Here is a 26,263-nt window from a genome sequence, read left to right on the forward strand (position 1 = left end):
TTTTCTATGAGTGGACGGCACCGCAAGCCCACATCATCCTCAGTCAGCGTCGCCAAGATCGCCGTCACCGGCGCGGTTCTGGGCGGCGGAAGCCTCGCTCTGGCCGGTCAGGCCGGTGCCGCCACCGACGGCCAGTGGGACCAGGTCGCCCGCTGTGAATCCGGTGGCAACTGGGCGATCAACACGGGCAACGGTTACCAGGGCGGATTGCAGTTCTCGCCGGGCACGTGGTCTTCGCACGGCGGTGGTGAATACGCCCCGGCCGCGCACCTGGCCACCAAGGAAGAGCAGATCGCCGTCGCCGAGCGTGTCCTGGCCAGCCAGGGCAAGGGCGCATGGCCCGTATGCGGCCGCGGCCTCGGCGCCGCCAGCCCGCGCAATGTGGTGAACGACGCCCCGCAGGCGCTGGACAACCCGATCGACAACCCCGGCGTCAACGGTGAACTCCCCCCGCCGCCCGCTCCCGAGCCGGCGCCCATCGACGCACTCTCCGCTCCGCTGCCCGACGCCCCGCCTCCGCCGCCGGCACCCGAGCCGCTGCCGCCGGCACCCGAAGCTCCGGCGGTGCCTGTCGACGCGGTGTTGCCCGCACCCGCGCCGGCCGATCTGCCTCCCGCCCCGGTCGACGCCGCCCCGCTGGACGCTCCGGCTCCTGCCCCGGCTCCGGCTCCTGCCGACATCGTCGCCGTCGACCATGTCGTCCCGGCCCCCGCCGACGCCGTCCCGGCCCCCGCCGATCTCCCCCCGGCTCCCGCCGATCTCCCCCCGGCCCCCGCTGATGTCGTTCCCGCTCCTGTGGATGCCGTTCCGGCCCCGCCGGTCGATCCGGCCGCACAGCCGGTGATCCAGGCTGCCAGCTGGGACGCCGCTCCCGCACCGGCGGACCAGCCCCAGGTGTGGGCCCTGCACGGTGCCCCGCTGCCGCAGGACCCGGTGCTGCCGACTCCGGCTCCCGCGCCCGCCCCGGCACCGGCTCCCGCTCCGGCGGATGCCCCGGTCGCCGCCGCCCCGGCGGATGCCCCGGTCGCAGCACCCGCGCCCGATCCGCTCGCCGACGGCGTCCCGCACCTGGTCAGCCCCGAGAACCTGCCGCCGGGGTCGACGATGGATCCCAACGCGGTCCCGAACGAGAGCCCGAACGTCAGCTACCTGCGTCAGCTCTGGCATGCCGTGCAGAACCAGGACATCACCGGCAAGGATGCGCTGATCGCGATCACCACGCAGCGGTCGATGAACAGCCCCATCCCGGAGGACATCCCGGCTCCGCCGAACGCCCCGGCTCCGGCTCCCGGTGCGGCGCCCGCGCCGGCTCCCGGTCCGGCTCCGGCCCCGCTGCTGCCGACGCCGTAGGCGCCACCACAACGAGAGAAACTGCACTCCCCGCGGAGTGCAGTTTCTGCTTTGTGGACCTGATCGCGAGAGGCCCGTATCAGGCCGAGTTGACCCATTCGTCGGAACCGTCGCCGAAGAACTGGTGCTTCCACACCGGCAGCCTGGCCTTCACCGTGTCCACGAGCAGGGCACAGGTAGTGAACGCGGCACCGCGATGATCGGCGGCCACCGCGACCGTCAGAGCCGCGTCACCGATGTGCAGCACCCCGATCCGGTGGCTGACCGCGACAGCTCGGACGCCCGCGGCGTCGCGGGCGACTTCCTCGACCACCTCGGTGAGGGTCTGCAACGCCGAGGGATGGGCCGAATACTCCAGTCGGGTGACGGTGCGCCCGCCGTCGTGATCCCGCACCACACCGGAGAACCCGACCACCGCACCGGCCGCCGCGTGGGCCACCAGCTCTTCGTGTTCGGACAGCGCAATGGGTTGCTCGGTCAGCGCGACCCGCAGCACCTCAGCCGGCATGGTCGCCGCCGCGCAGTTGATCCAGCGCGTGTTCCAGCACCGTGTCGAGCACGCCGAGGCCGTCCTTCACCCCGCCCGTGGAGCCGGGCAGGTTCACGATGAGCACACCGGAGCGCACCCCGCACACGCCGCGGGACAACACCGAGGTGGGCACGTGCGGCAAACCGGACGCCCGGATGGCGTCGGCGAGCCCGGGAATCTGATAGTCGACCATCTGCTCGGTGGCGTCGGCGGTGGCGTCGGTTGGCGAGATGCCGGTGCCGCCGGAGGTGATGATGACGCTCGGGCGTTCTTCGATGGCCTGGCTCAGCGCTCGCACCACCGATGCGCCGTCGGGCACCACCCGGGGCGCGCCGGTCGCGATACCGCGCCCGGTCAGCCAGTCCACGATGATCGGTCCGGTGCGGTCCTCGTACACACCGGCCGCAGCGCGGGTGGAGGTGATGATGACGACGGCGCTATACATCGGTGCGCGTCCAGGTGCCGGTCTTGCCGCCCTCCTTGTGCACCACCTGGATACCGTCGATCCGGGCGGCGCGATCGACGGCCTTGATCATGTCGTACAGCGTCAGCGCGGCCACGCTCACCGCGGTCAGCGCTTCCATCTCGACCCCGGTGCGGTCGGTGGTGCGCACCGTGGCGGTGACCGTGACCTCCGCATCGCCGATCGTGAACGCGATATCGACCCCGGTCAGCGCCAGCTGGTGGCACAACGGGATCAGGTCGCTGGTGCGTTTGGCGGCCATGATGCCGGCCACCCGTGCAGTGGCCAGGGCATCACCCTTGGGCAGGCCGCCGCCCGCGATGAGGTCGACGACGTCGGCGCGGGTCCGCACGGTGCCGACGGCGACGGCGGTGCGTTTCGTCGGCTCCTTGGCCGCGACGTCGACCATGTGGGCGGCACCCGACTCGTCCAGGTGCGAGAGCCCGCTCACCGATCTACTTGTTGACGACGGTGACCGGGTGCGTGTACGGCAGCTCGTCGGCAGGCAGCGGGAAGGTCACATCGCCGAACGGCGACAGCGCGCCGGTACGGTCAGAGGCGAGCTCGCTGACGGCGTGATCACCGTCGGCCACCTCGGGCCAGCCATTGTCGACGTACTGGTTCTTCTTGTCAGCCACGACTGACATTGTGGCAGGTACCGCCCGCGGGGGCGAGGCCGGTCATGATCTCGCGACCCGGCCCCGCGGGAAGCTGCTTTACGCTGGTCAGCGATGACGCATCATGCACCGTCTAGCGTGCCCCTGGGTGTCTGGCTGGCCGACCTCCCCGACGATCGCCTGATCCGTCTGCTGGAGTTGCGGCCCGACCTCACCCAGCCGCCACCGGGCACGCTGGCCGCCCTTGCCGCGCGGGCGCAGGCCCGCCAGTCGGTCAAGGCTGCCACCGACGCGCTGGACTTCCTGCATCTGGCCGTCCTGGACGCCATGCTCACGCTGCAGGCCGACGCCGGGCCGGTGCTCGCGGAGACGGTGGTGGAGTCGCTGGGTTCCCGGGCCGGTGCCGATGCGGTGCAGGCGGCGCTGGCCGATCTGGTCGATCGGGCGCTGGTGTGGGGCGAGGACACCCTGCGGGTCACCCCCGAGGTGGCCGCCGGCCTGCCATGGTTTCCCGGGCAGGCCGCGCGCGCCGAGCCCGAGTTGAGCGCCGAGGCGATCACCGCCTTGCTCGCCGATATCGACGAACCGCAACGCGAGCTGCTGACCCGGCTGTCGCAAGGCTCACCGGTCGGGCGCACCCGGGACGCGGTGCCCGGCGCTCCTGCCGATCGCCCGGTACCGCGCCTGCTGGCATCCGGGCTGCTGGACCGCGTCGACACCGACACCGTGATCCTGCCCCGGCTGGTCGGCCAGTTGCTGCGCGACGAGCTGCCCGGCCCGGTCGGGCTGCACGTCCCGGACCCCACCGTGTCGACCACGACGCAGGCCGACGTCGACTCGGTGGCCGCCGGGGCGGCCATCGACCTGCTCCGCGAGATCGACCTGATCATCGAAAGCCTGTCGGCCACACCGATTTCCGAACTGCGGGCCGGCGGGCTCGGCGTACGCGACGTCAAGCGGTTGACCAAGCTGACCGGTATCGACGAACAACGGCTGGGGCTGATCCTCGACATCGCCGCCGGCGCCGGCCTGATCGCCTCCGGCGTGCCCGACCCCTTACCGCCGGACGGCACCGCCCCGTACTGGGCGCCCACGGTGGCCGCCGACCGGTTCATCGAGGCGAGCACCGCCAGCCGCTGGCAGTTGGTCGTGTCCACCTGGTTGGACCTGCCGTCGCGCCCGGGCCTGGTGGGCAGCCGCGGGCCCGACGGCAAGCCTTATGGCGCTCTGTCGGATGCGCTCTACTCCACCGCGGCGCCGCTGGACCGGCGGTTGCTGCTGCAGATGCTGGCCGAACTGAAGCCGGGGGCCGGGGTGGATGCGGCGTCGGCCGCCGCGGCGATGATCTGGCACCGGCCCCGCTGGGCGGCGCGCTTGCAGCTCGGCCCGGTCACCGACCTGCTGCGCGAGGCGCATGCGGTGGGCGCGGTGGGCCGCGGTGCGATTGCCTCACCGGCCCGGGTGCTGCTGGCCGGCGGCTCCGACGACGAGGTCGTGGCCGCGATGGACAAGGTGTTGCCGGCCCCGCTGGACCATTTCCTGCTGCAGGCCGACCTGACGGTCGTGGTGCCCGGGCCGCTGCAGCGCGACCTGGCCGAGCAACTGGCGGTGGTGGCCACCGTGGAGTCGGCGGGGGCGGCCATGGTCTACCGGATCAGTGAGCCCTCCATCCGGCAGGCGCTGGACTCCGGGCGCACCGCGGGCGAACTGCACGCGTTCTTCGAGCGTCATTCGAAAACGCCGGTGCCGCAAGGCCTGACGTATCTGATCGACGATGTGGCGCGCCGGCACGGGCAGCTGCGGGTCGGCATGGCCGCCTCGTTCGTGCGGTGTGAGGATCCGGCGCTGCTGGCCCAGGCGGTGGCCAGCCCCGCGGTCGAGCCGCTGGAGTTACGCATTCTGGCACCGACGGTCGCCGTCTCGCAGCACCAGATCGGTGACGTGCTGGCCGCGTTGCGCACCGCCGGGTTCGTCCCGGCCGCCGAGGACTCCTCCGGGGCCGTCGTCGATATCAGCGCCCGCGGTTCCCGGGTGCCCGTGCAGGGCAAGCGCCGGACCTACCGGCCGCTGAGCGCCCCCAACGCGCAGACGCTGGCCGCCATCGTCGCCGTATTGCGCAAGGTGTCCTCCGCCCCGACGGCGGGTCAGCGGCTGGACCCGGCCGGGCTGATCGCCGAGTTGCAGCAGGCCGCCCTCAACCAGCAACCGGTGGTGATGGGGTACGTGGATCCGGCCGGGGTGTCCACCCAGCGGGTGGTGGAACCCATCAACATCCGTGGCGGGCAGCTGACCGCGTTCGACCCGGCGGCCGGCCGGGTGCGGGAGTTTGCCATCCATCGCGTGACCTCGGTGGTGTCGGCGGACTCTGGATAATGGATGGGATGAACACCGCCGAGGGCCACCGCCATGACTGAGGGCCCGCTGATCGTCCAATCGGACAAGACCGTCCTGCTCGAGGTCGACCACGAACTCGCCGGCGCGGCGCGCGCCGCCATCGCCCCGTTCGCGGAACTGGAGCGCGCCCCCGAACACATCCACACCTACCGGATCACCCCGCTGGCGCTGTGGAACGCGCGCGCGGCCGGGCACGACGCCGAGCAGGTGGTCGATGCACTGGTCAGCTTCTCGCGCTACGCGGTGCCCCAGCCGTTGCTGGTGGACATCGTCGACACCATGGCCAGGTACGGCCGGCTGCAGCTGGTCAAGCATCCCGCCCACGGCCTGACCCTGGTCAGCCTCGATCGCGCGGTGCTCGAAGAAGTGTTGCGCAACAAGAAGATCGCTCCGATGCTGGGCGCCCGCATCGACGACGACACCGTCATCGTGCACGGCAGCGAACGCGGCCGGGTCAAGCAGATGCTGCTCAAGATCGGCTGGCCGGCCGAGGACCTCGCCGGCTACGTGGACGGCGAGGCGCACCCGATCACCCTGGATCAGGACGGCTGGGAGCTGCGCGACTACCAGGAGATGGCCGCCGATTCGTTCTGGGCCGGCGGCTCCGGCGTGGTGGTGCTGCCGTGCGGCGCCGGTAAGACGCTGGTGGGCGCAGCGGCGATGGCCAAGGCCGGCGCCACGACGCTGATCCTGGTCACCAACACCGTGGCCGGCCGGCAGTGGAAGCGCGAACTGATCGCACGAACCTCGTTGACGGAGAACGAGATCGGCGAGTATTCGGGTGAGCGCAAGGAGATCCGTCCGGTCACCATCGCCACCTATCAGGTGATCACCCGACGCACCAAGGGTGAGTACAAGCATCTGGAGTTGTTCGACAGCCGGGACTGGGGCCTGATCATCTACGACGAGGTGCACCTGTTGCCCGCGCCGGTGTTCCGGATGACCGCCGACCTGCAGTCCCGGCGCCGGCTGGGGCTGACCGCGACGCTGATCCGGGAGGACGGCCGCGAAGGCGACGTGTTCAGCCTGATCGGCCCGAAACGGTATGACGCGCCGTGGAAGGACATCGAGGCGCAGGGGTGGATCGCGCCCGCCGAGTGCATCGAGGTGCGGGTCACCATGACCGACAACGAGCGGATGCTCTATGCCACCGCCGAACCGGAGGAACGCTACAAGCTGTGTTCGACCGCGCACACCAAGATCGCGGTGGTGAAGTCGATCCTGGAACGTCACCCGAATGAGCCGACGCTGGTGATCGGCGCCTATCTGGACCAGCTGGACGAGCTCGGTGCGGAGCTGAACGCGCCGGTGATCCAGGGCTCGACGAAGAACGCCGAACGCGAGGCGCTGTTCGACCAGTTCCGGCGCGGCGAGATCCGCACGCTGGTGGTCAGCAAGGTCGCCAACTTCTCCATCGACCTTCCGGAAGCGTCTGTCGCCGTACAGGTTTCGGGGACGTTCGGGTCCCGCCAGGAGGAGGCTCAGCGGCTGGGCCGGCTGCTGCGGCCGAAGGCCGACGGCGGCGGCGCGGTGTTCTACTCGGTGGTCAGCCGCGACAGCCTGGACGCCGAGTACGCCGCGCACCGGCAACGGTTCCTCGCCGAGCAGGGATACGGCTACATCATCAAGGACGCCGACGACCTGCTCGGCCCGGCCGTCTGACTAATCGAGTGCACCGGCGGCCACGGCCGCCGCATTGATCCGGGTGAGCACCGTGTGCAGATGCTCCAATTCGGACAGCTCGACACCGAGGCGCGCCACCACCGCCGGCGGGATGCTCAGTGCGCGCTGCCGCAGGGCGGTACCTTCGGCCGTCAGGGCGACGTGGGTGGTGCGCTCGTCGGCGCTGCTGCGGGTGCGGGTGATCAGGCCGAGCGCCTCGAGCCGTTTGAGCATCGGCGATGTCGTGGCCGAGTCCATTTGCAGCAACGCGGCGATCTGTTTCACCGAGAGTGCGGGCCCGTCGGCGTTGGCGTTATCCCACAGCGCCAACATCACCAGGTATTGCGGGTGGGTGAGCCCGAGAGGTTCCAGCAGCGGGCGGTACACGGCCAGCACCGCGCGGTTGGTCACGGCCAGCGCGAAGCACACCTGACGTTCCAGGGCGAGGGGGTCGACGTCTTCGGTCACGGTGGGCATGCTCACAGCATACAACTAGATAGTGCGCTAATCATTAGTGTACTATCTAAATGGAATCATCGGCACCACCCCCAGGAGCCACCATGGCCATGTCCCGCCCCGCCCCGCTGCAGTACCTCGCGTACGCCTACGGGCGGCGCCTGCCGGATTCGATGCGCGAATTCGTCGCCGCCGACCTGACCGGTCCCGGCGCGATCCGACGGCACATGATCCGATACTCGATTCCGCCGCTGCTCATCCTGGCCCCGCTGTGGCTGCTGCCCGCGTCGTTGTACGTGCACATGGAGATGACGGTGCCCATCTATTTCTGGGCCGTGGTCATGGCGTTCGTGCTCAACAAGATCTGGCGCAGGCACCGGCTGGCCCAGCACGGCCTGGACCCCAACCTGGTGGATGTGGCCAACCGTCAGCGCAATGCCCGCCTGCATGAGGACTACGCCCGCCGCTACGGCGCCCGCCCGGAATCGGCCAAGTGGCAGGCGAACTCCAGCCCGTTCTGACGTCTCAGACGTGCGGTCCGACCGGTTTGACGACGGTCAGCAGCACCACCGAATCGGCCAGTGCGCTCAGGCTGTGCCGAGTGCGCGGGACCACGATGTGATCGCCGGGAGAGCCTTCCCAGCCGGCGTCGGCGTTGTTCAGCCGCACCCGTCCCTCGAGTACCTGCAGCGTCGCCTCCCCCGGGCTCTCGTGCTCGTCCAGGCCGTTGCCCTCGGTCAGCGCGATCAGGGTCTGCCGCAGCGCATGCTCATGCCCGCCGTACACGGTGTGGGCGCTGCGCCCGCTGCTGGCCGACCGGGCCGCCGCCAGTTCCCGGCGGGCCAGGGCGGTCAATGAGATCTTCTCCATGCGTCGATGTTTGCACCTGCGCGCCGCACGCATCGAGGACTAGGCAAAGGTCGTTGACAATCCGGCCTTGGCAGCCCGCGAAACGTCGTCGGCCAGGATTTCCGGCTCCCCGGCCAGCAGCCCGGCCACGGCCTGCCGCGCCACCACCACGGGATCGGTCTTCTGGTCGGCCGGGATGTAGCTGACCATATCGGTGTCCATGTATCCGACGTGCAGCGCCGATACGGTCACCCCGCGCGGCGCCAGTTCGGTGCGCACGGCGTCGGTGAGCGCCCAGGCCGCGGCCTTCGCCGAGGCATACGCCCCCGAGGTCGGCGGGTGCGCCCACGACAGCACCGAAAGCACGTTGAGGATCGCGCCGCCGCCGTTGCGTTCGATGACGGGCGCGAAGGCCCGGATGACGTTCAGCGTGCCGAAGTAGTGCGTCTCCATTTCCAGCCGCACGTCGTCGATGGGACCGGTGAGCAGGTTGGCCCGGGTGGACATCCCGGCGTTGTTCACCAGCACGGTGACATCGGAGGCAAGCTCGGCGGCCCGCCGCACCGACTCGGGGTCGGTGATGTCCAGCTGCACCGGGATGACACCGGGCAGGTCGACGGTTTCCGGGCGCCGCGCGGCGGCATACACTTTCGCGCCCCGCGCGACCAATTCGGCGGCGAGCTGCTTGCCCAATCCGCGGTTGGCGCCGGTCACCAGCGCCGTGATGTTCTCAGTCATGCCGCCGTCAACGCTCCCGGTGTGGTGTTCAGTCCCGACCGGTGTGAGGAAACACCTTCCAGCTGTGAGCAATCCGGTCGTGGCCGGGAGGCCGGCGCCACCCGACGATGAAACGATGCGACGACATCTGCATACGGCGGTGCTGCCCACCGCGGCCGCACTGGCCGCCGCGATGGGGGTGGGCCGGTTCGTCTACACACCCATCCTGCCGTTGATGACAGCCCAGTCCGGCATCACCGCGCACGGTGCGGGGCAGCTGGCCACCGCCAATTACGTCGGCTATCTCGGTGGCGCGGTGGCGACGACATTGTCGCCGCGGCTGGCCCGCTCCGGGGTGGCGTGCCGGATATCGCTGGTAACGATCGTCGCGAGCCTGGCCGCAATGCCGTTGACGCTCAACCTGTTCGACTGGATCGGGTTACGGGCGGTGGCCGGGTTTGCCAGCGCGGTGGTGTTCGTGGTCGCGGTCAATACGCTGCTGGAGCGGTTGCCGGAAAAGGTGGGTTGGGGTTTCGGCGGTGTCGGCGCCGGGATCGCGCTGTCGGCGGTGCTGGTGCTCGCGCTGCCCACCGACGGGTGGCGGGCGGCGTGGTGGTCTGCGGCCGCCCTGGCCGCGGCACTGAGCGCGGCCGGGTGGTGGGTGCGGCCCCAACCCGGATCTTCCTCGCCGGTGAGCGCGCCCGCCCGGGCACATCGCGCCCGCACCGCACGCTTCGTGCTGCTGTTCGCCGGTTACACCGCCGAGGGCATCGGCTACATCATCGCCGGCACCTTCGTGGTGGCCGCGGTGGCTCAGCACTCCCCCGGCCCCCTGGGTAACAGTGTCTGGCTGGTGGTCGGTTTGGCCGTCATCCCGTCGGCGGCGGCGTGGGCGGGGTCCGGCAAGCGGTACGGTCAGCCGGCGATGCTCACCGCGGCGCTGGCGCTGCAAGCAGTCGGTATCGGATTCGCCTGCCAGGGCAGCGGATTGGCCAGTCTGGTCGGTGCGGTGTTATTCGGCGGGACCTTCATCGGGGTCAGTGTGCTGGCGGTGGCCGAGGGCCGGCTGCTCGGCGTCCGCGGCGCGGTGGCGCTGCTGACCGTCGGCTATTCGGTCGGGCAGATCGCCGGCCCGCTGGTGGTGGCGCCGCTGCTGGACGGCGGCTACCGGCCGGCGCTGGTCACCTCCGCCCTCGTCGTGTCACTGGCCGCGCTGGCCACCGCGGCGGTGTGGATCCTCGGCAGGCAGCCAGGTATCCGGGTCACCCACTCCCAGCGGGCCTGTGTCACCTGTGAATTCGTCGATGACGGCCCGCACGGCCGGCCGGTCTTCACCGGCACGCCACACCAGTGACCACGTCCACAGCGGAGTGGGGCCGACCACCGGACGCCGCACCAGACCGCGCGGCGGCTGGTCCTGCTGGCCGCGCGGATTGACCAGCACGGGACGGCCCAGCCGACGGACATGCTCGAAGAACGTCGGTCCGGTGACACCCCCGTCGTCGGTACGCATCACCCGGGCCCCGGTGTCGGCGGCGAACCGCTCGGCGTAGCGGTTCCACGACAACCAGCTGGCGGTGTCGGTATCCACCAGCACCACAACATCTTTGGCGGCCACCGGCGATTCGTCGGTGCCGGGGCACAGGGCCGCGAGCCGGTCCACACCGATCAACGCGGCCTGCAGCGACAACTCCACGAGGTCGTCGTCCTGCACCCAGCAGATCGCCAGATCCAGCGCCCCGTCGGCCACCCGCGCGGCCTGGGTGTGCGACGGCATCACCCAGGTGTCCACCCGCAGTTGCGCCACCCCGGCGGCCCGTTCGGCCCAATCGGTGGGACACCAGTTCACGCAGCCAATCCGGACCGGGTCCGACACCGCCAAACCCGTTGCACGCCTGCGTAATGCGTCGGCCTGGTCGATCAAGGCCCGCGCGTCGGCCACCAGCGCCGCGCCGGCCGGGGTGAGCGCCACCGAGCGCCGGTCCCGGTCGAACAACTGCACCTTGAGATCGCGCTCCAGTGCCTTGATCTGCTGAGACAGCGACGGACCGGCGATGTGCAACCGCTCGGCGGCCCGACCGAAGTTCAGCTCCTCGGCGACGGTGACGAAGTACCGCAACTGGCGCAGCTCCACCTACGAAAGCGTAATAGGAGTTTCCTCTCACGAGCGAGAAATCCCGTCCTGAACAGCGGACATGACCGGCGCGCCGGCCGCGTTGAGCTAGGCACCAGACCAACAGAAAGGCACGGATATGGACACCACACCCCGCGTAGCCGTCATCACCGGCGCATCCCAGGGCATCGGCGAAGCGTTGGTGGCGGGCTACCGCAAGCTCGGTTATGCCGTCGTCGCCAACTCCCGCAGCATCACCCACAGCGACGACCCGATGGTGCTGACGGTAGCCGGCGACATCGGCCGGCCCGGGGTCGGCCGCCAGGTCATCGACGCCGCCGTCGAGCGGTTCGGCCGGGTCGACACCGTGGTCAACAATGCCGGCATCTTCATCTCCAAGCCGTTCACCGAGTACACCGACGCCGACTACGACGCCATCACCGCGGTCAACCTGCGTGGCTTCTTCGAACTCACCCGCGCTGCGCTCGAGGTGCTCAACGACGGTGGGCACATCGTGACCATCTCCACCAGCCTGGTGGAGCAGGCCGACAAGCAGGTACCCGCCGTGCTGGCCGCGCTGACCAAGGGCGGCCTCAACGCCGCCACCACATCACTGGCCATCGAGTACGCCGAACGCGGTGTGCGGGTCAACGCGGTGGCGCTCGGCATCATCGACACCCCGATGCATCAGCCGCAGACCCACGATTTCCTGGCCGGGTTGCACCCGGTGGGCCGGCTGGGCACGCTCGACGATGTGGTGGACGCCGTGCTGTATCTGGAGAACGCGGGCTTCGTCACCGGCGAGATCCTGCACGTCGACGGAGGCCAAAGTGCCGGGCACTGAGCACGACATCGTGCGCGGTGTGCTCGACGAGTGGAAGGCTGGGATCGATGCGCACGACCCGGCCCGGGTGGCCGCGGTGTTCACCGAAGACGCCGTGTTCCAGGGCCTGCGCCCCTACACGGTGGGCCGCGCCGGGGTGTTCGGCTACTACGACGGTCAGCCGCAGGGACTGACGGTGGACTACCGGCTCGAGGAGGTCCGCCGACCGGCCGACGGGGTGCTGCTGGGCTACGGCCGCGCCGACTTCACCAGGGCGGACGGCACCGTCGTCGCGCTGATGCTCGGGGTGGTGATGATCCGCACCGGCGAGAGCTGGCGGATCCAGCACTACCAGGTCAGTGCGGTGCCTAACTGAGCGCGGGAATGACCTCGCGCTCGAACAACTCGATACCGGACCGGTCGTATGCGGCCTCGGGGAAGTACAGGATGGCGTACTCGCACCCGAGGTCGCGTAGCCGCCGCAGCCGCTCCACGACCTGCTCGGGGGTGCCGGTGGCCGAGTCGGGTGAGGAGACGTTGGCCAGCATCCCGTCTACGGCGGCCTCGTCGGCCGCACCGACCTGGCGGTCCCGGATGCGGGCCAGCCGGTCCTTCACGTCGGACTCGGACTCACCGAGCACGGCGTTGAAGTTGGCCGACCGCACGATGGCGTCGTAGTCGGTGCCGACGGTGCGGCAGTGCTCGGCGAGGATCGTCGATTTGCGGGCAAAGTCGTCGGGGGCCGAACTGAAGTTGGTGTACTGCGCGTACGTGGCCGCGATCTTCAGCGTCACCTTCTCGCCACCACCGGCGATCCACAACGGCAGCCCGCCGGGCTGCAGCGGTTTCGGGGCGACGATGGCGCCGTCCACCTGGTAGTGCTTGCCCTCGAAGGTGACCCGCCCGTCGCGCCAGGCGTCGCGCATGATCTGGACGCCCTCGTCGAGGCGGCCCAGCCGTTCGCCTGCCGACGGGAAACCGTAGCCGTAGGCCCGCCACTCATGCTCGTACCAGCCGGCGCCGATCCCCATCTGGGTGCGCCCGCCAGAGATCACGTCGACGGTGGCGGCGACTTTTGCCAGGTAAGCCGGATTTCGGTAGCTCATGGCGGTGCACATCTGCCCCAGCTTGACCCGGCTGGTGGTCGCGGCCAGCGCCGCCATCAACGACCAGGCCTCATGCGTGGCCTCGTCCGTGGGCACCGGAACGGTGTGGAAATGGTCATAGACCCACACCGAATCCCACGGCCCGGCATCGGCATGAGCTGCCAATTCGCTCATGACCGGCCACTGCCGCTCGGTGGGGATGCCGACGAGATCCAGCCGCCAGCCTTGTGGGATGAACAGTCCGAAGCGCATGCCATCCAACTGTAGGCCCACGGATTTGTTATCTCGTCTACACTCTGAGGAGATTGTTCGCTGGACGTAAGGGTGAGGACTGGCCATGACCAACTCGACACGCCGCTATGCGGCGGCCGTGGCGGCTGCCTTCGCACCACTGGCGGTGGTTTCGGTGATCACGGCGGCGCCGAGTTCGGCCGAGTGCGCCGCGGGGCAGACCACCTTCAACGGCAACTGCGTCGACTCGAACTGCAAGAAGAGCGAGGTGCGTGACGGCACCACCGGTGAGTGCCGCAACGCGCTGTCCGCCGCGCTGGGCAAGGCACAGGCCCCGATGGTCGCGCAGGTCACCCCCGAGCAGTGGGGGCAGGCTTATCAGGTCGGCCAGCAGTACGCGGGGTTGCCGTCGGGCATCCAGGCCACGAAGGACGTCTTCAGCGTGGTCAACTCGGCCATCGACGTGCCGACCAGTGTCGCCAGCGGGTTGAGCGATACCGCGGACGCGCTGTACTTCGCCGGCCAGTTCCTGGGCGGGGCCGGTGGCGCGGGCGCCCTGGCCAAGACCGCAACCGCTCCGGTCAGTGCGATGGGTGCCATCGCCGACGCCGCACAGTCGCTGCCGTCCCCGAAGATCGGGTTGCCCCAGATGCCCAAGGTCGGCATGCCCAAGGTGGGGCTGCCGAAGATCGGGATGCCCAAGCTGTTCCAGAACTGCCTGCCGGTGAAGTTCGTCTTCTTCCGGCCCTGCATCTGATCCTGCTTTTCGACCGCCGGCATCGACCTCGCCGGTAACTGTCCCCGCAAAGCGGTCACGCGAAAACGCCACGCGGATACGCCTCGGTTCGGTATACACAGGACCGCTGGTATCGCTTATCGGGTGGGGGGACAGATGTCGGTGCAGCATGGTCATGCTTTGCCGCGGCGCGCAGTGGCGGCGTTGTGCACGATGTTGTGGGCATTGGCGACGATGTGGATGGCCGGCGGAGTCGCCCACGCCGACGAGACGTCGAAACCGGGCTCCGCGACGGGCAGTGCGCAGACCGGTGGCGACGCCGGGTCAGGCAGCACCGCCGACAAACCCGCCAAACCCGCCAAGCCCGCGAAGCCGGACACGTCGGCTTCGGCGCCGAAGTCCGACCCGGAGCCGACCGGAACCGCCGAGGGCGAGGCTGACAAGCCGGCCAAAACCGGCAAAGCGGACAAAGCGGACAAAGCGGACAAAGCGGACAAAGCGGACAAAGCCACTACACCCAAGCCGGCCCGCGGCTCACGCAAGCACACCACGGCGGCCGCGGCCACCACGACGACCGCGGCAGAATCGAAGGCTGACACCACATCCGGTGCTTCGCCGGCCGCCACCGCCAACGACAAGACCGAGACCCCAGCCACGTCGGCCAAAGCCACGAGCACCGCGAAGAGCGTTGCGGTCAGCACCTCGACCGCAACCCTCTCCGTCGCTCCGACCGCCCTCAAGGTGGTCAGCCCGTCGGTCGCACCGTCGGCCAGCGCGGCCGTGCCGACACCGATCAAACAGGCCACCCAATTCGTCCGTCAGATGGTCGGGCTGGCCAACGATCTGACCCTGATCGCCGTTTCGCTGGTGAACAACCTGGCCGCCGCCGCGGCGACCGCGATCGGTCCCAAACCGTTCTTCGGCGTGCCCTACAACATCGCCAAGACCGTCGCCGGCACCACCGCCACCGTGGCCAAGCTGCTCGACGGGACCCCGCTGAATGCCACCAGCACGGGGCCGTTCAAGGTCGATTACGGCGTCGGTGATCTACTGGCCTGGCTCAATCCGACGAAACCGCCTGCGGGAGCCAATGATCCGAGCATTACGGTGACCCCGGCACACCCGCTGCCGATCATCCTGCTCAACGGCACCACCGCCACCCAGGGCGTGAACTGGGGCGTCGGCGCACCGGTGTTGGCCAACGCCGGTTACAAGGTCTACACCTTCAACTACGGCAACACGACCACGGACCCGAACTTCCCCGTGCAGGCCACCGCCGACATCCGCACATCCGCCCAGCAACTCGCCGACGAGGTGCAGCGGGTGCTCGACGAGACCGGCGCGGACAAGGTGATCCTGATCGGGCATTCGCAGGGTGGGGGCATCATGCCCTCGTACTACATCAACAATCTCGGCGGGGACGCCAAGGTGTCACAGTTGATCGGGATCGCCCCGAGCAACCATGGCACCGACGTGGACGGCATCACCTACGTACAGAAGATCCCGGTACTGGGGCCGCTGATCTTCCGCATCGTCGACCTGTTCGGGGCGGCCTGGACCCAGCAGGCCATGGGGTCGGCGCTGCAGGACGAGGTGTACGGCAACGGTGATACCCGGCCGGGCGTGCTGTACACGACCATCTCGTCGAAGTTCGACTGGGTCGTGACACCGTACACCCAGCAGGCACTGGACGGGCCGAATGTCACCAATATCGTGCTGCAGGACCAGTACCCGGGCTACAACGCCGGACACCTGGGCATCGTGTTCTCCGCACCGACCTGGGACGCCGTGCTCGGTGCGCTGGCAGCCAATCCGGAAGCCAACCCCGGGGCCAACTCGCTGCCCGCCACCGCGCTGGCGGCCTGAAACCCGCCACCAATATTGACAAGAACGGCCATTTGTTACCCAAAAGCCCGCGGACGGGCCCGGCCTTCCGATATAACCCGTACCGGGGGTTACACCATCGAGGTCGGGGAGATATCAGTGTCGTTGAATCGTGTTGGCGCGCGGACATATCGGGTGACGGCGGCACTGCTGGTCGCATTGTGGGCGTCCGCCATGCTGTGGCTGACCGCAGGCGTCGCCTACGCCGATGACACCGCGCCGCATGGGTCGACACAGGGCAGCACGACATCCGGCGCCGCCGCCGAGAAGGCCGACAAACCCGACCAGAAGCCCGCAGAGCCGACCACGTCGGTCGACAAGCCGGCGACCGGTAAGGCCGACACACCCGACACGGACAAGCCGGTCAAGAAGCCGCGCGGTACACGCAAGCACACCACCGGCCAGGCGGGCGCCGCAGAAACCAAGCCGGATACGAAGGGCGCTTCGAAGCCGGACGCCAAGCCGGATTCGAAGGCCGACACCAAGCCGGACACCAAGCCCGCCACCGCAGCCGGCGCCTCGGCCATCACAAGGGCCACCACTGAGGTCACCGGTAAGGCCAGCACCGTCAGCACCGCGTCGGCCGCCACCCTGAAACTCGCAACGCCGGCGGTCACCCCGTCGGCCACCGCCAAGGCCTTCAACCCGGTCAAGCAAGCCGCTCAGTTCGTCCGGCAGATGACCGGATTGGCCAGCGATATCGGCCTGCTCGCCGCCACCGTGGTGAACAACATCGCCGCCGCGGCAGCAGCCACCATCGGACCCAAGCCGTTCTTCGGCGTGCCCTATCACGTGGCCAATGCCATCGCCGGGACCGCGGCCACCGCCGGCAAGCTGTTCTCCGGAACGCCGCTGGACGCCGACACCACCAGTACCGGGCGGTTCAAGGTCACCTTCGGTGTCGGCGACCTGCTCGGCTACCTCAACGTCAACAAGCCGCCGGCCGGGGCCAACGATCCGACGATCCAGGTCACCGCCGAGCACCCGCTGCCGATCATCCTGATCGCCGGGACCGCCGCCAATGCGCCCTTCAACTGGAGTGTCGGGGCACCGGTGCTGGCCAACGCCGGCTACAAGGTGTTCACCTTCAATTACGGCAACGTCACCAACAATCCGAACTGGCCGGTGCGCGGCACGGGCGATATCCGGGAGTCCGCGCAGGAACTCGCCGCCGAGGTGGACCGGGTGCTCGCCGAGACCGGCGCGCCGAAGGTCATCCTGATCGGCCACTCCCAGGGCGGCGGGATGACCCCGGAGTACTACCTGAACAACCTCGACGGGGCGGCCAAGGTGTCACAGTTCATCGGGATCGCGCCGGGCAATCACGGCGCCGATCTGAGCGGGCTGGCCTATATCCAGAACATCCCGGTGATCGGACGGCCGATCGCCAGCCTGATGAACCTGCTCGGACCGGCCTGGCTGCAGCAGGCCGTCGGGTCCCCGCTACTGCAGGAGATCTACGGCAACGGCGACACCCGCCCCGGCGTGCTCTACACGACCATCACCACGAAGGACGACTGGATCGTCACGCCGTACACCAATCAGGCGCTGGACGGGCCGAACGTCACCAACATCATCCTGCAAGACCAGTACCCCCACTTCAACGCCGGACACCTGGGCATCGTGTTCGCCGCCCCGACGTGGGACGCGGTGCTCGGCGCGCTGGCGGCCAACCCGCAGGCCAACCCTGCATCGGCCTCTGTACCGCTGGCGGCGTGAAAACCGGTCATCGGCAACGTGATTGGATTCCGTAGCTAGGCTGTTGCCATGGCCCTCTCCAAAGAAGAACGCGAACAGTTTCTCGCCGAGCCGCATATCGCCGCGTTGTCGGTGTATGCGGGTGACAAGCGCGGACCACTCACGGTGCCGATCTGGTACCAGTACTCCCCCGGCGGCCAGCCGTGGCTGCTCACCGGGAAAGGCTCGCGCAAGCACACCCTGATCGAGGCCGCCGGGCACTTCTCGCTGATGGTCGAGCGGCTGGAGCCCACGGTGCGCTATGTCGCCGTGGACGGCGCGGTCGACCGGATCGAGCCCGGCACCGACGAGCAGCTCGTGGAGATGACCAAGCGCTACCTGGCTCCGGAAAAGGTGGAACCGTATCTGGAGTTCGCTCGCCGCGAGCACGGGGAGAACATCGCGGTCTTCCTCAAGCCCGAGCATTGGGTGTCGGCGGATCTGGGGTCGGTGTGACCGCCCTGAACGAACGCGTCGCGGCGTTCCTGTCCGAAGGCACCCGCACCGCGGTGCTCGGCTGGGTGGCCGCCGACGGCCGGCCGTTGGCCGCACCGGTGTGGTTCCTGGTCGACGGTGACGAGTTGGTGTTCAACACCGGCAAGGACACCGCCAAAGGCAGAGCGCTGACCCGTGACCCCAGAGTGGTTCTGTGCGTGGATGATTCGCAACCTCCATTTTCATTCGTCCAAATCCAGGGGGTGGCGACGCTGAGCGAGGACCCGGCCGAACTGCTCGACACCGCCACCCGGCTCGGTGGCCGCTATATGGGTGCCGACCGGGCGGAGGAATTCGGGCGGCGCAACGGCGTCCCCGGTGAACTGGTGGTGCGGGTGCGCCCGACGAAAGTGCACGCCGGCTTCGACGTCGCGAACTAGAGCCCCAGGGCGGCCATGGCGCCGTCGATGCTCGCACGGCGCAGCGCGTCGTAGGGCGTGTCCGGGAACTGCAGGCAACAGTCCTGCACGCCACCGAAGGCGATGACCGCGCGCGCCGACTGCGCCAGCGTGGGCCGGGCCCCGAACACCAACTTGCCCAGCCGTTCCCGCCACGCCAGCATCACGTCGATCAACCCCAGGTCGGCCAGCGTGGTCAGCTCGGCGACGATCAGGAACAGGTCGGCGCGGTGCCGGTAGTGGAAGTCGAAGTAGCCTTCCAGTAGTTCACGCGGCCCGGTCCGCGCCGATCCGCGCAGCCGCTCATGCCCGGCCACGAACGCCTCACCCTCCTCGATGAGCGGCGCCAAGATGCTGCGTACCAGGTCTTCCCGCGACCGGAAGTGGTAGTACAGCGCCGGTTTGGTGATACCCAGCCGGTCGGCGATGTCCTGCAGGCTGGTGCGCTGCACCCCCTTCTGGCCGAACAACTCGCGCGCCGCCTCCTGGATGCGCTGGCGGGTCTCCGACGGGGGCTTCGTCACGTAGCCACCCTAGCTGACTTAACGGGCGGTAAGCTGCTCGACGTACACTTACCGACCGTTAAGTAAGGAGGCCGACATGAAGGCTCTCATCTCCGGTGCCAGCATCGCGGGCCCGGTGCTCGCCTACTGGCTGGCCCGCCAGGGCATCGACGTCACCGTGGTGGAACGCGCTCCCGCACTGCGAAAGACCGGCGGCCACGCCATCGACCTGTTCCGGCCCGCCATGGACATCTCGGAGCGGATGGGCGTGCTGCCGCAGGTACTGGCCCGCAAGACCGGCACCACGGTGCTCGACGTTCACAGGCCCTGGACCACTCGAGCTGCCCGCATCGACTACGTCAAGATGGCGGGCGTGATGTCCGACAGACACGTCGAGATCATGCGCGACGATCTCAGTGAGATCTATTACAACGCAAGCCGAGACGACGTCGAGTACATCTTCGGCGACCAGATCAGCGCGATCGCCGACGACGGCCAGGTGAGCTTTGCCCGATCCCCGTCCCGGCAGTTCGACATCATCGCCGGCGCCGACGGTCTGCACTCCGGGGTGCGGCAACTGGTGTTCGGCGAGGTGGCCGAACGTTTCCTCGGTGGATACCTGGCGGTGGTGTCGGTACCGAAATCCTTTGCCCGCGAGGGCGAGATGACCGGATACTACGAACCCAATCGGCTGGCGATGATCTACACCGCCGACCATCTGGACGACGCCCGAGCGGTGTTCATCTTCCGGCCAGGCGAGCTCGAGTTCGACTATCGCGATACCGCACGTCAGCAAAGGCAACTCCGCGGAGCGTTCGCGGACGTGTCCGGCGAGGTCGACAGCTGGCTGGCCGAGATGGACCGCACACCGGCGTTCTACTTCGACTCCATCACCCAACTGGAAATGACGAACTGGTCGAGGGGACGGGTGACGCTGGTGGGGGACGCGGGCTACTGCCCCGGTCCGGCGGTGGGTGGTAGCACCAGCCTGGCGGTCTACGGCGCGTATGTGCTGGCCGGTGAGATCGCCCGTGCGGGTGAAAACTACCAAGCAGCCTTCGCAGCGTACGAAACCATCATGATGCCGTCGGTGGTCGCCGCGCGCACATTCGCCGCGACGGTGTCGAAGACCATAGTCCCCGGCAGTCGCCTCGGGGTGAATGCCCTCGTCGCGGCCGGACGGGCCATTTCGGTGCTGCCGCTGAGCCTGACCCAGTCGCTGGCCCGGCTCAACAGCAAGGGTGTGCGGCTGTACGACACCATGCCGCTGCCTGCCTGAACGCACGAATCCCCCGGAACCGCAGCGGGTTCCGAGGGATTCGCGTGAAACTACTAGCTCAGCAGCGAGGCGGGCGGGTTGAAGCGCTCGCCGTACTTGGCGGCCAGTTCCTTGGCCCGGGCCACGAAGGCCTCCTTGCCGACCCCGCCCGGTCCTTCGTAACCGACGATGAACTGGGCCGAGCCACCGGTGTACGGCGGGAAGCCGATACCCATGATGGAGCCGATGTTCGCGTCGGCGGTCGAGGTGAGCACGCCCTCGTCGAGGCACTTCTGAGTTTCCAGCGCCTCGGCGAACAGCATGCGGTCGATGGCGTCCTGCAGCGGGATCGAGCTGCTGCCCGAGTTGAACGTCTCGCGCAGCCCCGGCCACAGGCCCACCCGCTTGCCGTCGGCGTACTCGTAGAAGCCGGCACCGGAAAGCCGTGAGGGACGGCCGATCTCGATCATCTTCTCCACGACGGCCTCGGCCGGGTGCGCCACGTAGGTGCCGCCCTCGTCCTCGACGCCCTTGCGGGAAGCGACCGCGATCTTGTGCATGAGCTCCAGGTTGAGCTCGTCGGACAGCTGCAGCGGCGCGGCCGGGTAACCGGCCTGCGACCCTGCCTGCTCGATGGTGGCGGGCTCGACACCCTCACCCAGCATGGCCAGCGCCTCGTTGACGAAGGTGCCGATGACGCGGCTGGTGAAGAAGCCGCGGCTGTCGTTGACGACGATCGGGGTCTTCTTGATGGCCAGCGTGTAGTCGAACACCCGGGCCAGCGCCTCGTCGGAGGTCTTCTCCCCGCGGATGATCTCCACCAGCGGCATCTTGTCGACCGGCGAGAAGAAGTGGATACCGATGAAGTCCTCTTGCCGCTTCACCCCACTGGCCAGGCCGGTGATGGGCAGCGTCGAGGTGTTCGAGCCGAGGATGGCGTTGGGCTCGACGATGTCCTCGATCTCCTGGAACACCTTGTGCTTGAGTTCCTGGCTCTCGAACACGGCCTCGATGACGAAGTCGACGCCCTTGAGGTCGGCCGCGTCCGCGGTCGGGGTGATCTTCGCCAGCAACGCGGCAGACTTCTCTTCGGTGGTCTTGCCCCGCTTGAGTGCCTTGGCCTCGATGCCCTCGGAGTAGGCCTTGCCCTTCTGGGCGGCTTCGATGGTGACGTCCTTGAGCACCACGTCGTAGCCGGCCTTGGCCGACACGTAGGCGATACCGGCGCCCATCATGCCCGCGCCCAGCACGCCGATCTTCTTGATCGGCACCGACTCGATGCCCTCGGGCCGCGACGCGCCACCGTTGATGGCCTGCAGATCCAGGAAGAACGCCTGGATCATGTTCTTGGCGACCTGCCCGGTGACCAGCTGGGTGAAGTAGCGGCTCTCGATGCGCGACGCGGTGTCGAAGTCGACCTGCGCACCCTCGACCGCGGCGTCCAGGATGGCGCGCGGCGCGGGCATCGGCGCACCCTTGAGCTGCTTCTTGAGCAGCGCCGGGAACGACGGCAGGATGGCCGCCAGCGCCGGGGTGGCCGGGGTGCCGCCGGGGATCTTGTAGCCCTTGACGTCCCACGGCTGGGTGTGGGCCTCGGGGTTGGCCTTGATCCATGCCTTCGCGGCGGGGATCAGCTCGTCGACCGAACCGACCAGCTCGTCGACCAGGCCGACCTCCTTGGCCTTGGCCGCGGTGAACCGCGTGCCCTGGCTCAGGATCTCCATGAAGGCCTTCTGGATGCCGAACATGCGCACGGTGCGGGCCACGCCGCCACCACCGGGCAGCAGGCCCAGGGTGACCTCGGGCAGACCGATCTGCACACCCTTGACGTCGGCGGCGATGCGGTGGTGGGTGGCCAGCGCGATCTCCAGGCCGCCGCCGAGGGCGGCGCCGTTGATGGCCGCGACGACGGGCTTGCCGAGCGTCTCCAGCGTGCGCAGATCACGCTTGATGGTCTCGACCTCGTTGAACGCGTCGGCCGCGTTGTCCGGGCCGATGTTGATCATGGCCTTGAGGTCACCGCCGGCGAAGAACGTCTTCTTGGCGCTGGCGATCACCACACCGGTGATCTCCTCCTGCTCCGCGAAGAGGCGTTCGACGGCGTTGTGCATCGACTCCTTGTAGTGCTCGTTCATCACGTTGGCCGAACCCGTCGGGTCGTCCAGGGTGAGGGTGACGATGCCGTCGGCGTCCTTGTCCCAGTGAATGGTGTTCTCGGTCATGTGCGGTTCTCCCTAGACGCGCTCGATGATGGTGGCCACGCCCATGCCGCCGCCGATGCACAGCGTGATCAGGGCACGCCGGGCGCCGCGGCGCTCGAGCTCGTCGACCATGGTTCCGGTGATCATGGCGCCGGTGGCGCCCAGCGGGTGGCCCATGGCGATGGCGCCACCGTTGACGTTGAGCTTCTCGTCCGGGATGTTCAGATCCTTCTGGAACTTCAGGACGACGGAGGCGAACGCCTCGTTGAGCTCGAACAGGTCGATATCGTCGACGGTCAGGCCGGCCCGGTCGAGCACCTTCTTGGTGGCCGGGGTCGGACCGGTGAGCATGATGACCGGGTCGGCGCCGCTGGTGGCGGTGGCCACGATGCGCGCCCGCGGGGTCAGGCCCTGGCTCTGGCCGGCCTTTTCGCTACCGATGAGCAGCAGGCCGGCGCCATCGACGATGCCCGAGCTGTTGCCGCCGGTGTGCACGTGGTTGATCTTCTCGACGTAGTGGTACTTCTGCAGCGCCACATCGTCGAAGCCACCCATCGCGCCGATACCGTCGAACGCGGTCTTGAGCTTGCCCAGGGACTCCACGGTGGAGCCGGGCCGCATGTGCTCGTCGTGATCCAGGATGACCAGACCGTTCTGATCCTTCACCGGCACCACGGACTTGGCGAAGTAGCCGCCCGACCAGGCCGCCGCCGCGCGCTCCTGCGAGCGGGCCGCGTACGCGTCGACGTCCTCGCGGGAGAAGCCCTCGATGGTGGCGATCAGGTCGGCGCCGATGCCCTGCGGGACGAAGCCGATGCGGTAGTTGGTCTCCGGGTCGGACGCCCAGGCGCCGCCGTCGGACCCCATCGGGACGCGGCTCATGGACTCCACACCACCGGCCAGCACCAGGTCGTCCCAGCCGGAGCGGACCTTCTGGGCGGCCAGGTTCACGGCCTCCAGGCCGGACGCGCAGAACCGGTTGAGCTGGAATCCACCGGTGGTCTCGGGCAGCTTGGCCACCAGAGCTGCGGTACGGGCGATATCGCCGCCCTGATCGCCGACCGGGGAGACGACACCCAGGATGACGTCGCTGATCAGGTTTTCGTCGAGATCGGGGAACCGGCTGCGGATCTCCTCGATCAGCCCGACCACGAGGTTGACGGGCTTGACCTCGTTGAGGGCGCCGCCGCGCTGCTTACCGCGCGGCGTGCGAATGGCCTCGTAGATGAAGGCTTCTTCGGACATGTGTAGTTCCCTTTCGGGTGGGTGACGGGATCGTCGGTGAGGACGCAGGTCCACTGGTCGCGAAGCCTAACAAAAGCGCAAACCAACCTGTTGGTTGGGCATCTGCCTCGCCGCCCGTTCACCCCCACACGGTCACACCGCGCGCGGTTCCTCCAGCTCAGCCAGGGTGGGATAGTCGATGTAACCTTCGGCACCCGGTGCGTAGAAAGTGGCCACATCCGGCTCGTTGAGCTCGGCGCCCAGCAACAACCGGTCGATCAGATCGGGGTTGGCCAAGAACGCCCGGCCAACCGCGACGGCGCTGACGGCACCCCACTCGGCGTAGCTCTCCAGCTGGCAGAAGTCGGTGCCGGTGTTGCGCCCGGTGTTGAGCACCAGGTTGTCCGACCACAGCGCACGCAGCACGCCGAACTCGCGCGCGCTCGGGTCGATCAGCACGTGCAGGTAGGCGATGCCCAGCGGGGCGATCCGATTGAGCAGCGCCTCGTAGACGGCGACAGGGTTCTCCTCACGCATGTCGCCGGCGGTGTTCCCTGGCGAGATGCGCAGGCCGACCCGGCCCGCGCCGATCTCGGCGGCGACAGCCTCGACCACCTCGGCGGTCAGTCGGGCCCGGTTCTCCGCGGAGCCGCCATACGCGTCGGTGCGCTGGTTGGTGACATCGGACGAGAATTGGTGCAGCAGATAGCCGTTGGCGCCGTGGATCTCCACTCCGTCCAGGCCGGCATCGACGGCGCGGCGAGCGGCGGCCCGAAAATCGGCGACGATGCCGGGGATCTCGTCGGTGCGCAGTGCGCGCGGCAGCACGAGCGGCTGTTTGCCGTTCGGGGTGTGGGTGGTCAGGTCGGCGGCGACGGCCGACGGGGCGACGGGTTCGATGCCGCCGTTGACCTCCGGGTGGCCCATCCGACCGACGTGCCACAGCTGCATGAAGATTCGGCCACCGGCGTGGTGCACGGCGTCGGCGATCTCGGCCCACTTCTCCTGATGCCGGTCGGTGTAGTTGCCGGGGGTGTTCATATAGGCGCCGTTGGCGGCCTCGGAGATGGCGGTGGCCTCGGTGATGATGACGCCCGCTCCGGCACGCTGCGCGTAGTACAGCGCCGCCAGGTCCGAGGGCGTGCCGTCGTCCTGCGCCCGGGACCGGGTCAGCGGCGCCATGAAAATCCGGTTCCGCGCTTCGATGTCACCGACGCGAATCGGCTTCAGCAGGGCGGCATCGGGGGCGAGGGTGAAGGCCATGTGCTGGTAAGCGCTGCTGCCCGGCGATTCATTCCACTCGGTTCCCGCCGTGTGCGCATTCCCACATACTCTCGGTGCCATGACGGTGTCGCGGCTTCAGCCGTATGCGGTGACGATCTTCGCCGAGATGTCCGCGCTGGCGGCTCGGATCGGTGCGGTGAACCTCGGCCAGGGTTTCCCCGACGAGGACGGGCCGGCCGGCATGCTGAAGGTTGCCCAGGACGCCATCGCCGAGGGGGTCAACCAGTACCCACCCGGCCCCGGGATCCCGGAACTGCGGGAGGCGATCGCGCGACAGCGGGCCCGGCAGTACGGCATGCAGTACGACCCCGACACCGAGGTGCTGGTGACGGTCGGGGCCACCGAGGCCATCGCCGCCGCCGTCATCGGGCTGGTGGAACCCGGTTCCGAGGTGCTGGTGCTCGAACCGTTCTACGACTCCTACTCCCCCGTCATCGCCATGGCGGGGTGCATCCGCAAGGTGGTGCCGATGGTGCCCGACGGGCGGGGCTTCGCCCTGGATCTCGACGCGCTGCGCGCCGCCATCGGGCCGCAGACCCGGGCGCTGATCCTCAACTCGCCGCACAACCCGACCGGGACTGTGCTCAGCGATGCCGAACTCAGCGCCATCGCCGACCTGGCGGTGGACGCCGACCTGCTGGTGATCACCGACGAGGTCTACGAGGCGTTGGTGTACACCGACTCCGACTACGTCCGGCATCTGCCGCTGGCACGCTACCCGGGGATGACCGAACGCACGGTGACGATCTCCAGTGCCGCCAAGATGTTCAACGTGACCGGCTGGAAGATCGGATGGGCTTGTGGGCCCGCCGAACTGATCGCCGGCGTGCGTGCGGCCAAGCAGTTCCTCACCTACGTGGGCGGGGCGCCGTTCCAGCCCGCGGTGGCCTACGCCCTGGATCACGAGGACGCCTGGGTGCACGCGTTACGCGACAGCCTGCACCGCAAACGGGACCGGCTGGCCGGCGCGCTGACCGACCTCGGTTTCGAGGTGCACGACAGCCACGGCACCTACTTCCTGTGCGCCGATCCACGGCCGCTCGGTTACCACGACAGCACCGAGTTCTGCGCTGAGCTGCCGCACAAGGCCGGCGTCGCGGCCATCCCGATGTCGGCGTTCTGCGCCGAGCCCACCAACGGCTGGAATCACCTGGTGCGCTTCGCCTTCTGTAAACGCGACGACACGCTGGACGAGGCGATCCGGCGATTGGACGTGCTCCGGCCGCGCTGACA

Annotated in this window: 26 protein-coding genes and 1 pseudogene; 14 read left to right on the top strand and 13 right to left on the bottom strand. The window is 68.7% G+C overall.

Translation table 11 applies throughout. The features are described 5' to 3' along the window. Positions 1-6 precede the first annotated feature (6 nt). A complete protein-coding gene (locus SBI67_RS02060) occupies positions 7-1,350 on the top strand; it encodes a transglycosylase family protein (RefSeq protein WP_318978964.1) in 1,344 nt (447 codons plus the stop codon). A gap of 79 nt (positions 1,351-1,429) precedes the next feature. On the opposite strand, the gene SBI67_RS02065 is transcribed toward SBI67_RS02060, so the two are convergent. The 4 genes from SBI67_RS02065 to SBI67_RS02080 are packed head-to-tail and all read right to left on the bottom strand — an operon-like array spanning position 1,430 to position 2,989. Beyond that, positions 1,430-1,858 carry a molybdenum cofactor biosynthesis protein MoaE gene (locus SBI67_RS02065; protein WP_318978965.1) on the bottom strand — a complete coding sequence of 143 codons (429 nt, stop codon included), beginning with the start codon at positions 1,856-1,858 and terminating at the stop codon, positions 1,430-1,432. Next, positions 1,848-2,324 (bottom strand): MogA/MoaB family molybdenum cofactor biosynthesis protein, encoded by a 477-nt coding sequence (locus SBI67_RS02070; RefSeq protein ID WP_318978966.1) that lies wholly within the window; start codon positions 2,322-2,324, stop codon positions 1,848-1,850. The genes SBI67_RS02065 and SBI67_RS02070 overlap by 11 nt, the downstream gene beginning before the upstream one ends. Then, positions 2,317-2,751 carry a cyclic pyranopterin monophosphate synthase MoaC gene (gene moaC, locus SBI67_RS02075; protein ID WP_318979547.1) on the bottom strand — a complete coding sequence of 145 codons (435 nt, stop codon included), beginning with the start codon at positions 2,749-2,751 and terminating at the stop codon, positions 2,317-2,319. The genes SBI67_RS02070 and moaC overlap by 8 nt, the downstream gene beginning before the upstream one ends. A gap of 46 nt (positions 2,752-2,797) precedes the next feature. Then, positions 2,798-2,989, bottom strand: a complete 192-nt coding sequence (locus tag SBI67_RS02080) for a hypothetical protein (protein WP_266048237.1) — start codon at positions 2,987-2,989, stop codon at positions 2,798-2,800. 84 nt (positions 2,990-3,073) lie between these two features. Here SBI67_RS02080 and SBI67_RS02085 point away from each other — a divergent pair, with 84 nt between their 5' ends. Both SBI67_RS02085 and SBI67_RS02090 read left to right on the top strand, forming a co-directional pair. Beyond that, on the top strand, positions 3,074-5,332 hold the full coding sequence (locus SBI67_RS02085; protein ID WP_318978967.1) for a helicase-associated domain-containing protein: 2,259 nt from the start codon (positions 3,074-3,076) through the stop codon (positions 5,330-5,332). 33 nt (positions 5,333-5,365) lie between these two features. After that, positions 5,366-7,015: a DNA repair helicase XPB gene (locus tag SBI67_RS02090; protein ID WP_318978968.1), complete on the top strand. Its 1,650-nt coding sequence runs from the start codon at positions 5,366-5,368 to the stop codon at positions 7,013-7,015. On the opposite strand, the gene SBI67_RS02095 is transcribed toward SBI67_RS02090, so the two are convergent. After that, positions 7,016-7,492 (bottom strand): MarR family winged helix-turn-helix transcriptional regulator, encoded by a 477-nt coding sequence (locus SBI67_RS02095; RefSeq protein ID WP_318978969.1) that lies wholly within the window; start codon positions 7,490-7,492, stop codon positions 7,016-7,018. A gap of 83 nt (positions 7,493-7,575) precedes the next feature. Between SBI67_RS02095 and SBI67_RS02100 the strand changes: the two genes are divergently transcribed. Next, positions 7,576-7,992, top strand: coding sequence for a DUF5313 domain-containing protein (locus SBI67_RS02100; protein WP_318978970.1), 417 nt, complete (start codon positions 7,576-7,578; stop codon positions 7,990-7,992). A gap of 4 nt (positions 7,993-7,996) precedes the next feature. On the opposite strand, the gene SBI67_RS02105 is transcribed toward SBI67_RS02100, so the two are convergent. Further along, on the bottom strand, positions 7,997-8,341 hold the full coding sequence (locus SBI67_RS02105; RefSeq protein WP_318978971.1) for a cupin domain-containing protein: 345 nt from the start codon (positions 8,339-8,341) through the stop codon (positions 7,997-7,999). 39 nt (positions 8,342-8,380) lie between these two features. Continuing rightward, positions 8,381-9,058, bottom strand: coding sequence for an SDR family oxidoreductase (locus SBI67_RS02110; protein ID WP_318978972.1), 678 nt, complete (start codon positions 9,056-9,058; stop codon positions 8,381-8,383). 214 nt (positions 9,059-9,272) lie between these two features. Between SBI67_RS02110 and SBI67_RS02115 the strand changes: the two are divergent. Then, positions 9,273-10,196, top strand: a pseudogene (locus SBI67_RS02115) (YbfB/YjiJ family MFS transporter); the annotation flags it as partial. A gap of 42 nt (positions 10,197-10,238) precedes the next feature. On the opposite strand, the gene SBI67_RS02120 reads toward SBI67_RS02115, so the two are convergent. After that, positions 10,239-11,171: a LysR family transcriptional regulator gene (locus SBI67_RS02120; RefSeq protein ID WP_318978973.1), complete on the bottom strand. Its 933-nt coding sequence runs from the start codon at positions 11,169-11,171 to the stop codon at positions 10,239-10,241. A gap of 118 nt (positions 11,172-11,289) precedes the next feature. On the opposite strand from SBI67_RS02120, the gene SBI67_RS02125 reads away from it, so the two are divergent. Continuing rightward, complete coding sequence (locus SBI67_RS02125) at positions 11,290-11,994, top strand: SDR family NAD(P)-dependent oxidoreductase (protein WP_318978974.1); 705 nt, start codon at positions 11,290-11,292, stop codon at positions 11,992-11,994. Next, positions 11,981-12,349 (top strand): SgcJ/EcaC family oxidoreductase, encoded by a 369-nt coding sequence (locus tag SBI67_RS02130; protein ID WP_318978975.1) that lies wholly within the window; start codon positions 11,981-11,983, stop codon positions 12,347-12,349. The genes SBI67_RS02125 and SBI67_RS02130 overlap by 14 nt, the downstream gene beginning before the upstream one ends. On the opposite strand, the gene SBI67_RS02135 is transcribed toward SBI67_RS02130, so the two are convergent. Next, positions 12,342-13,331, bottom strand: a complete 990-nt coding sequence (locus SBI67_RS02135; RefSeq protein WP_318978976.1) for an LLM class F420-dependent oxidoreductase — start codon at positions 13,329-13,331, stop codon at positions 12,342-12,344. The two genes, SBI67_RS02130 and SBI67_RS02135, sit on opposite strands and share 8 nt — an antisense overlap. A gap of 85 nt (positions 13,332-13,416) precedes the next feature. On the opposite strand from SBI67_RS02135, the gene SBI67_RS02140 reads away from it, so the two are divergent. The 5 genes from SBI67_RS02140 (at position 13,417) to SBI67_RS02160 (ending at position 18,542) form a co-directional block, all read left to right on the top strand. Continuing rightward, complete coding sequence (locus SBI67_RS02140; RefSeq protein WP_318978977.1) at positions 13,417-14,067, top strand: hypothetical protein; 651 nt, start codon at positions 13,417-13,419, stop codon at positions 14,065-14,067. Between the two features lie 159 nt (positions 14,068-14,226). Then, the gene (locus SBI67_RS02145) at positions 14,227-15,912 is read left to right on the top strand and encodes an esterase/lipase family protein (RefSeq protein WP_318978978.1); all 1,686 of its coding nucleotides are present in this window, start codon (positions 14,227-14,229) and stop codon (positions 15,910-15,912) included. A gap of 117 nt (positions 15,913-16,029) precedes the next feature. Further along, positions 16,030-17,649, top strand: coding sequence for an alpha/beta fold hydrolase (locus SBI67_RS02150; RefSeq protein ID WP_318978979.1), 1,620 nt, complete (start codon positions 16,030-16,032; stop codon positions 17,647-17,649). Positions 17,650-17,697: 48 nt separating this feature from the next. Further along, positions 17,698-18,123, top strand: coding sequence for a pyridoxamine 5'-phosphate oxidase family protein (locus tag SBI67_RS02155; protein WP_318978980.1), 426 nt, complete (start codon positions 17,698-17,700; stop codon positions 18,121-18,123). Further along, a complete protein-coding gene (locus SBI67_RS02160) occupies positions 18,120-18,542 on the top strand; it encodes a PPOX class F420-dependent oxidoreductase (RefSeq protein ID WP_318978981.1) in 423 nt (140 codons plus the stop codon). Before SBI67_RS02155 ends, SBI67_RS02160 begins: the two co-directional genes overlap by 4 nt. On the opposite strand, the gene SBI67_RS02165 is transcribed toward SBI67_RS02160, so the two are convergent. After that, positions 18,539-19,084: a TetR/AcrR family transcriptional regulator gene (locus tag SBI67_RS02165; RefSeq protein ID WP_318978982.1), complete on the bottom strand. Its 546-nt coding sequence runs from the start codon at positions 19,082-19,084 to the stop codon at positions 18,539-18,541. The two genes, SBI67_RS02160 and SBI67_RS02165, sit on opposite strands and share 4 nt — an antisense overlap. A 76-nt stretch (positions 19,085-19,160) precedes the next feature. Here SBI67_RS02165 and SBI67_RS02170 point away from each other — a divergent pair, with 76 nt between their 5' ends. Beyond that, complete coding sequence (locus SBI67_RS02170) at positions 19,161-20,342, top strand: FAD-dependent monooxygenase (RefSeq protein WP_318978983.1); 1,182 nt, start codon at positions 19,161-19,163, stop codon at positions 20,340-20,342. 53 nt (positions 20,343-20,395) lie between these two features. Here the strand turns inward: SBI67_RS02170 and SBI67_RS02175 are convergent, their stop codons facing one another. The 3 genes from SBI67_RS02175 to SBI67_RS02185 form a co-directional block, all read right to left on the bottom strand. Further along, positions 20,396-22,543: a 3-hydroxyacyl-CoA dehydrogenase NAD-binding domain-containing protein gene (locus SBI67_RS02175; protein ID WP_318978984.1), complete on the bottom strand. Its 2,148-nt coding sequence runs from the start codon at positions 22,541-22,543 to the stop codon at positions 20,396-20,398. Positions 22,544-22,555: 12 nt separating this feature from the next. Next, positions 22,556-23,767: an acetyl-CoA C-acetyltransferase gene (locus SBI67_RS02180; RefSeq protein WP_318978985.1), complete on the bottom strand. Its 1,212-nt coding sequence runs from the start codon at positions 23,765-23,767 to the stop codon at positions 22,556-22,558. Positions 23,768-23,899: 132 nt separating this feature from the next. Then, positions 23,900-25,009 carry an alkene reductase gene (locus tag SBI67_RS02185; RefSeq protein WP_318978986.1) on the bottom strand — a complete coding sequence of 370 codons (1,110 nt, stop codon included), beginning with the start codon at positions 25,007-25,009 and terminating at the stop codon, positions 23,900-23,902. Between the two features lie 79 nt (positions 25,010-25,088). Here SBI67_RS02185 and SBI67_RS02190 point away from each other — a divergent pair, with 79 nt between their 5' ends. Next, positions 25,089-26,261, top strand: a complete 1,173-nt coding sequence (locus SBI67_RS02190) for a pyridoxal phosphate-dependent aminotransferase (protein WP_318978987.1) — start codon at positions 25,089-25,091, stop codon at positions 26,259-26,261. The last annotated feature ends 2 nt before the right edge of the window (positions 26,262-26,263 follow it).

Source organism: Mycolicibacterium chengduense (assembly GCF_033741155.1).
Taxonomy (GTDB): Bacteria; Actinomycetota; Actinomycetes; order Mycobacteriales; family Mycobacteriaceae; genus Mycobacterium.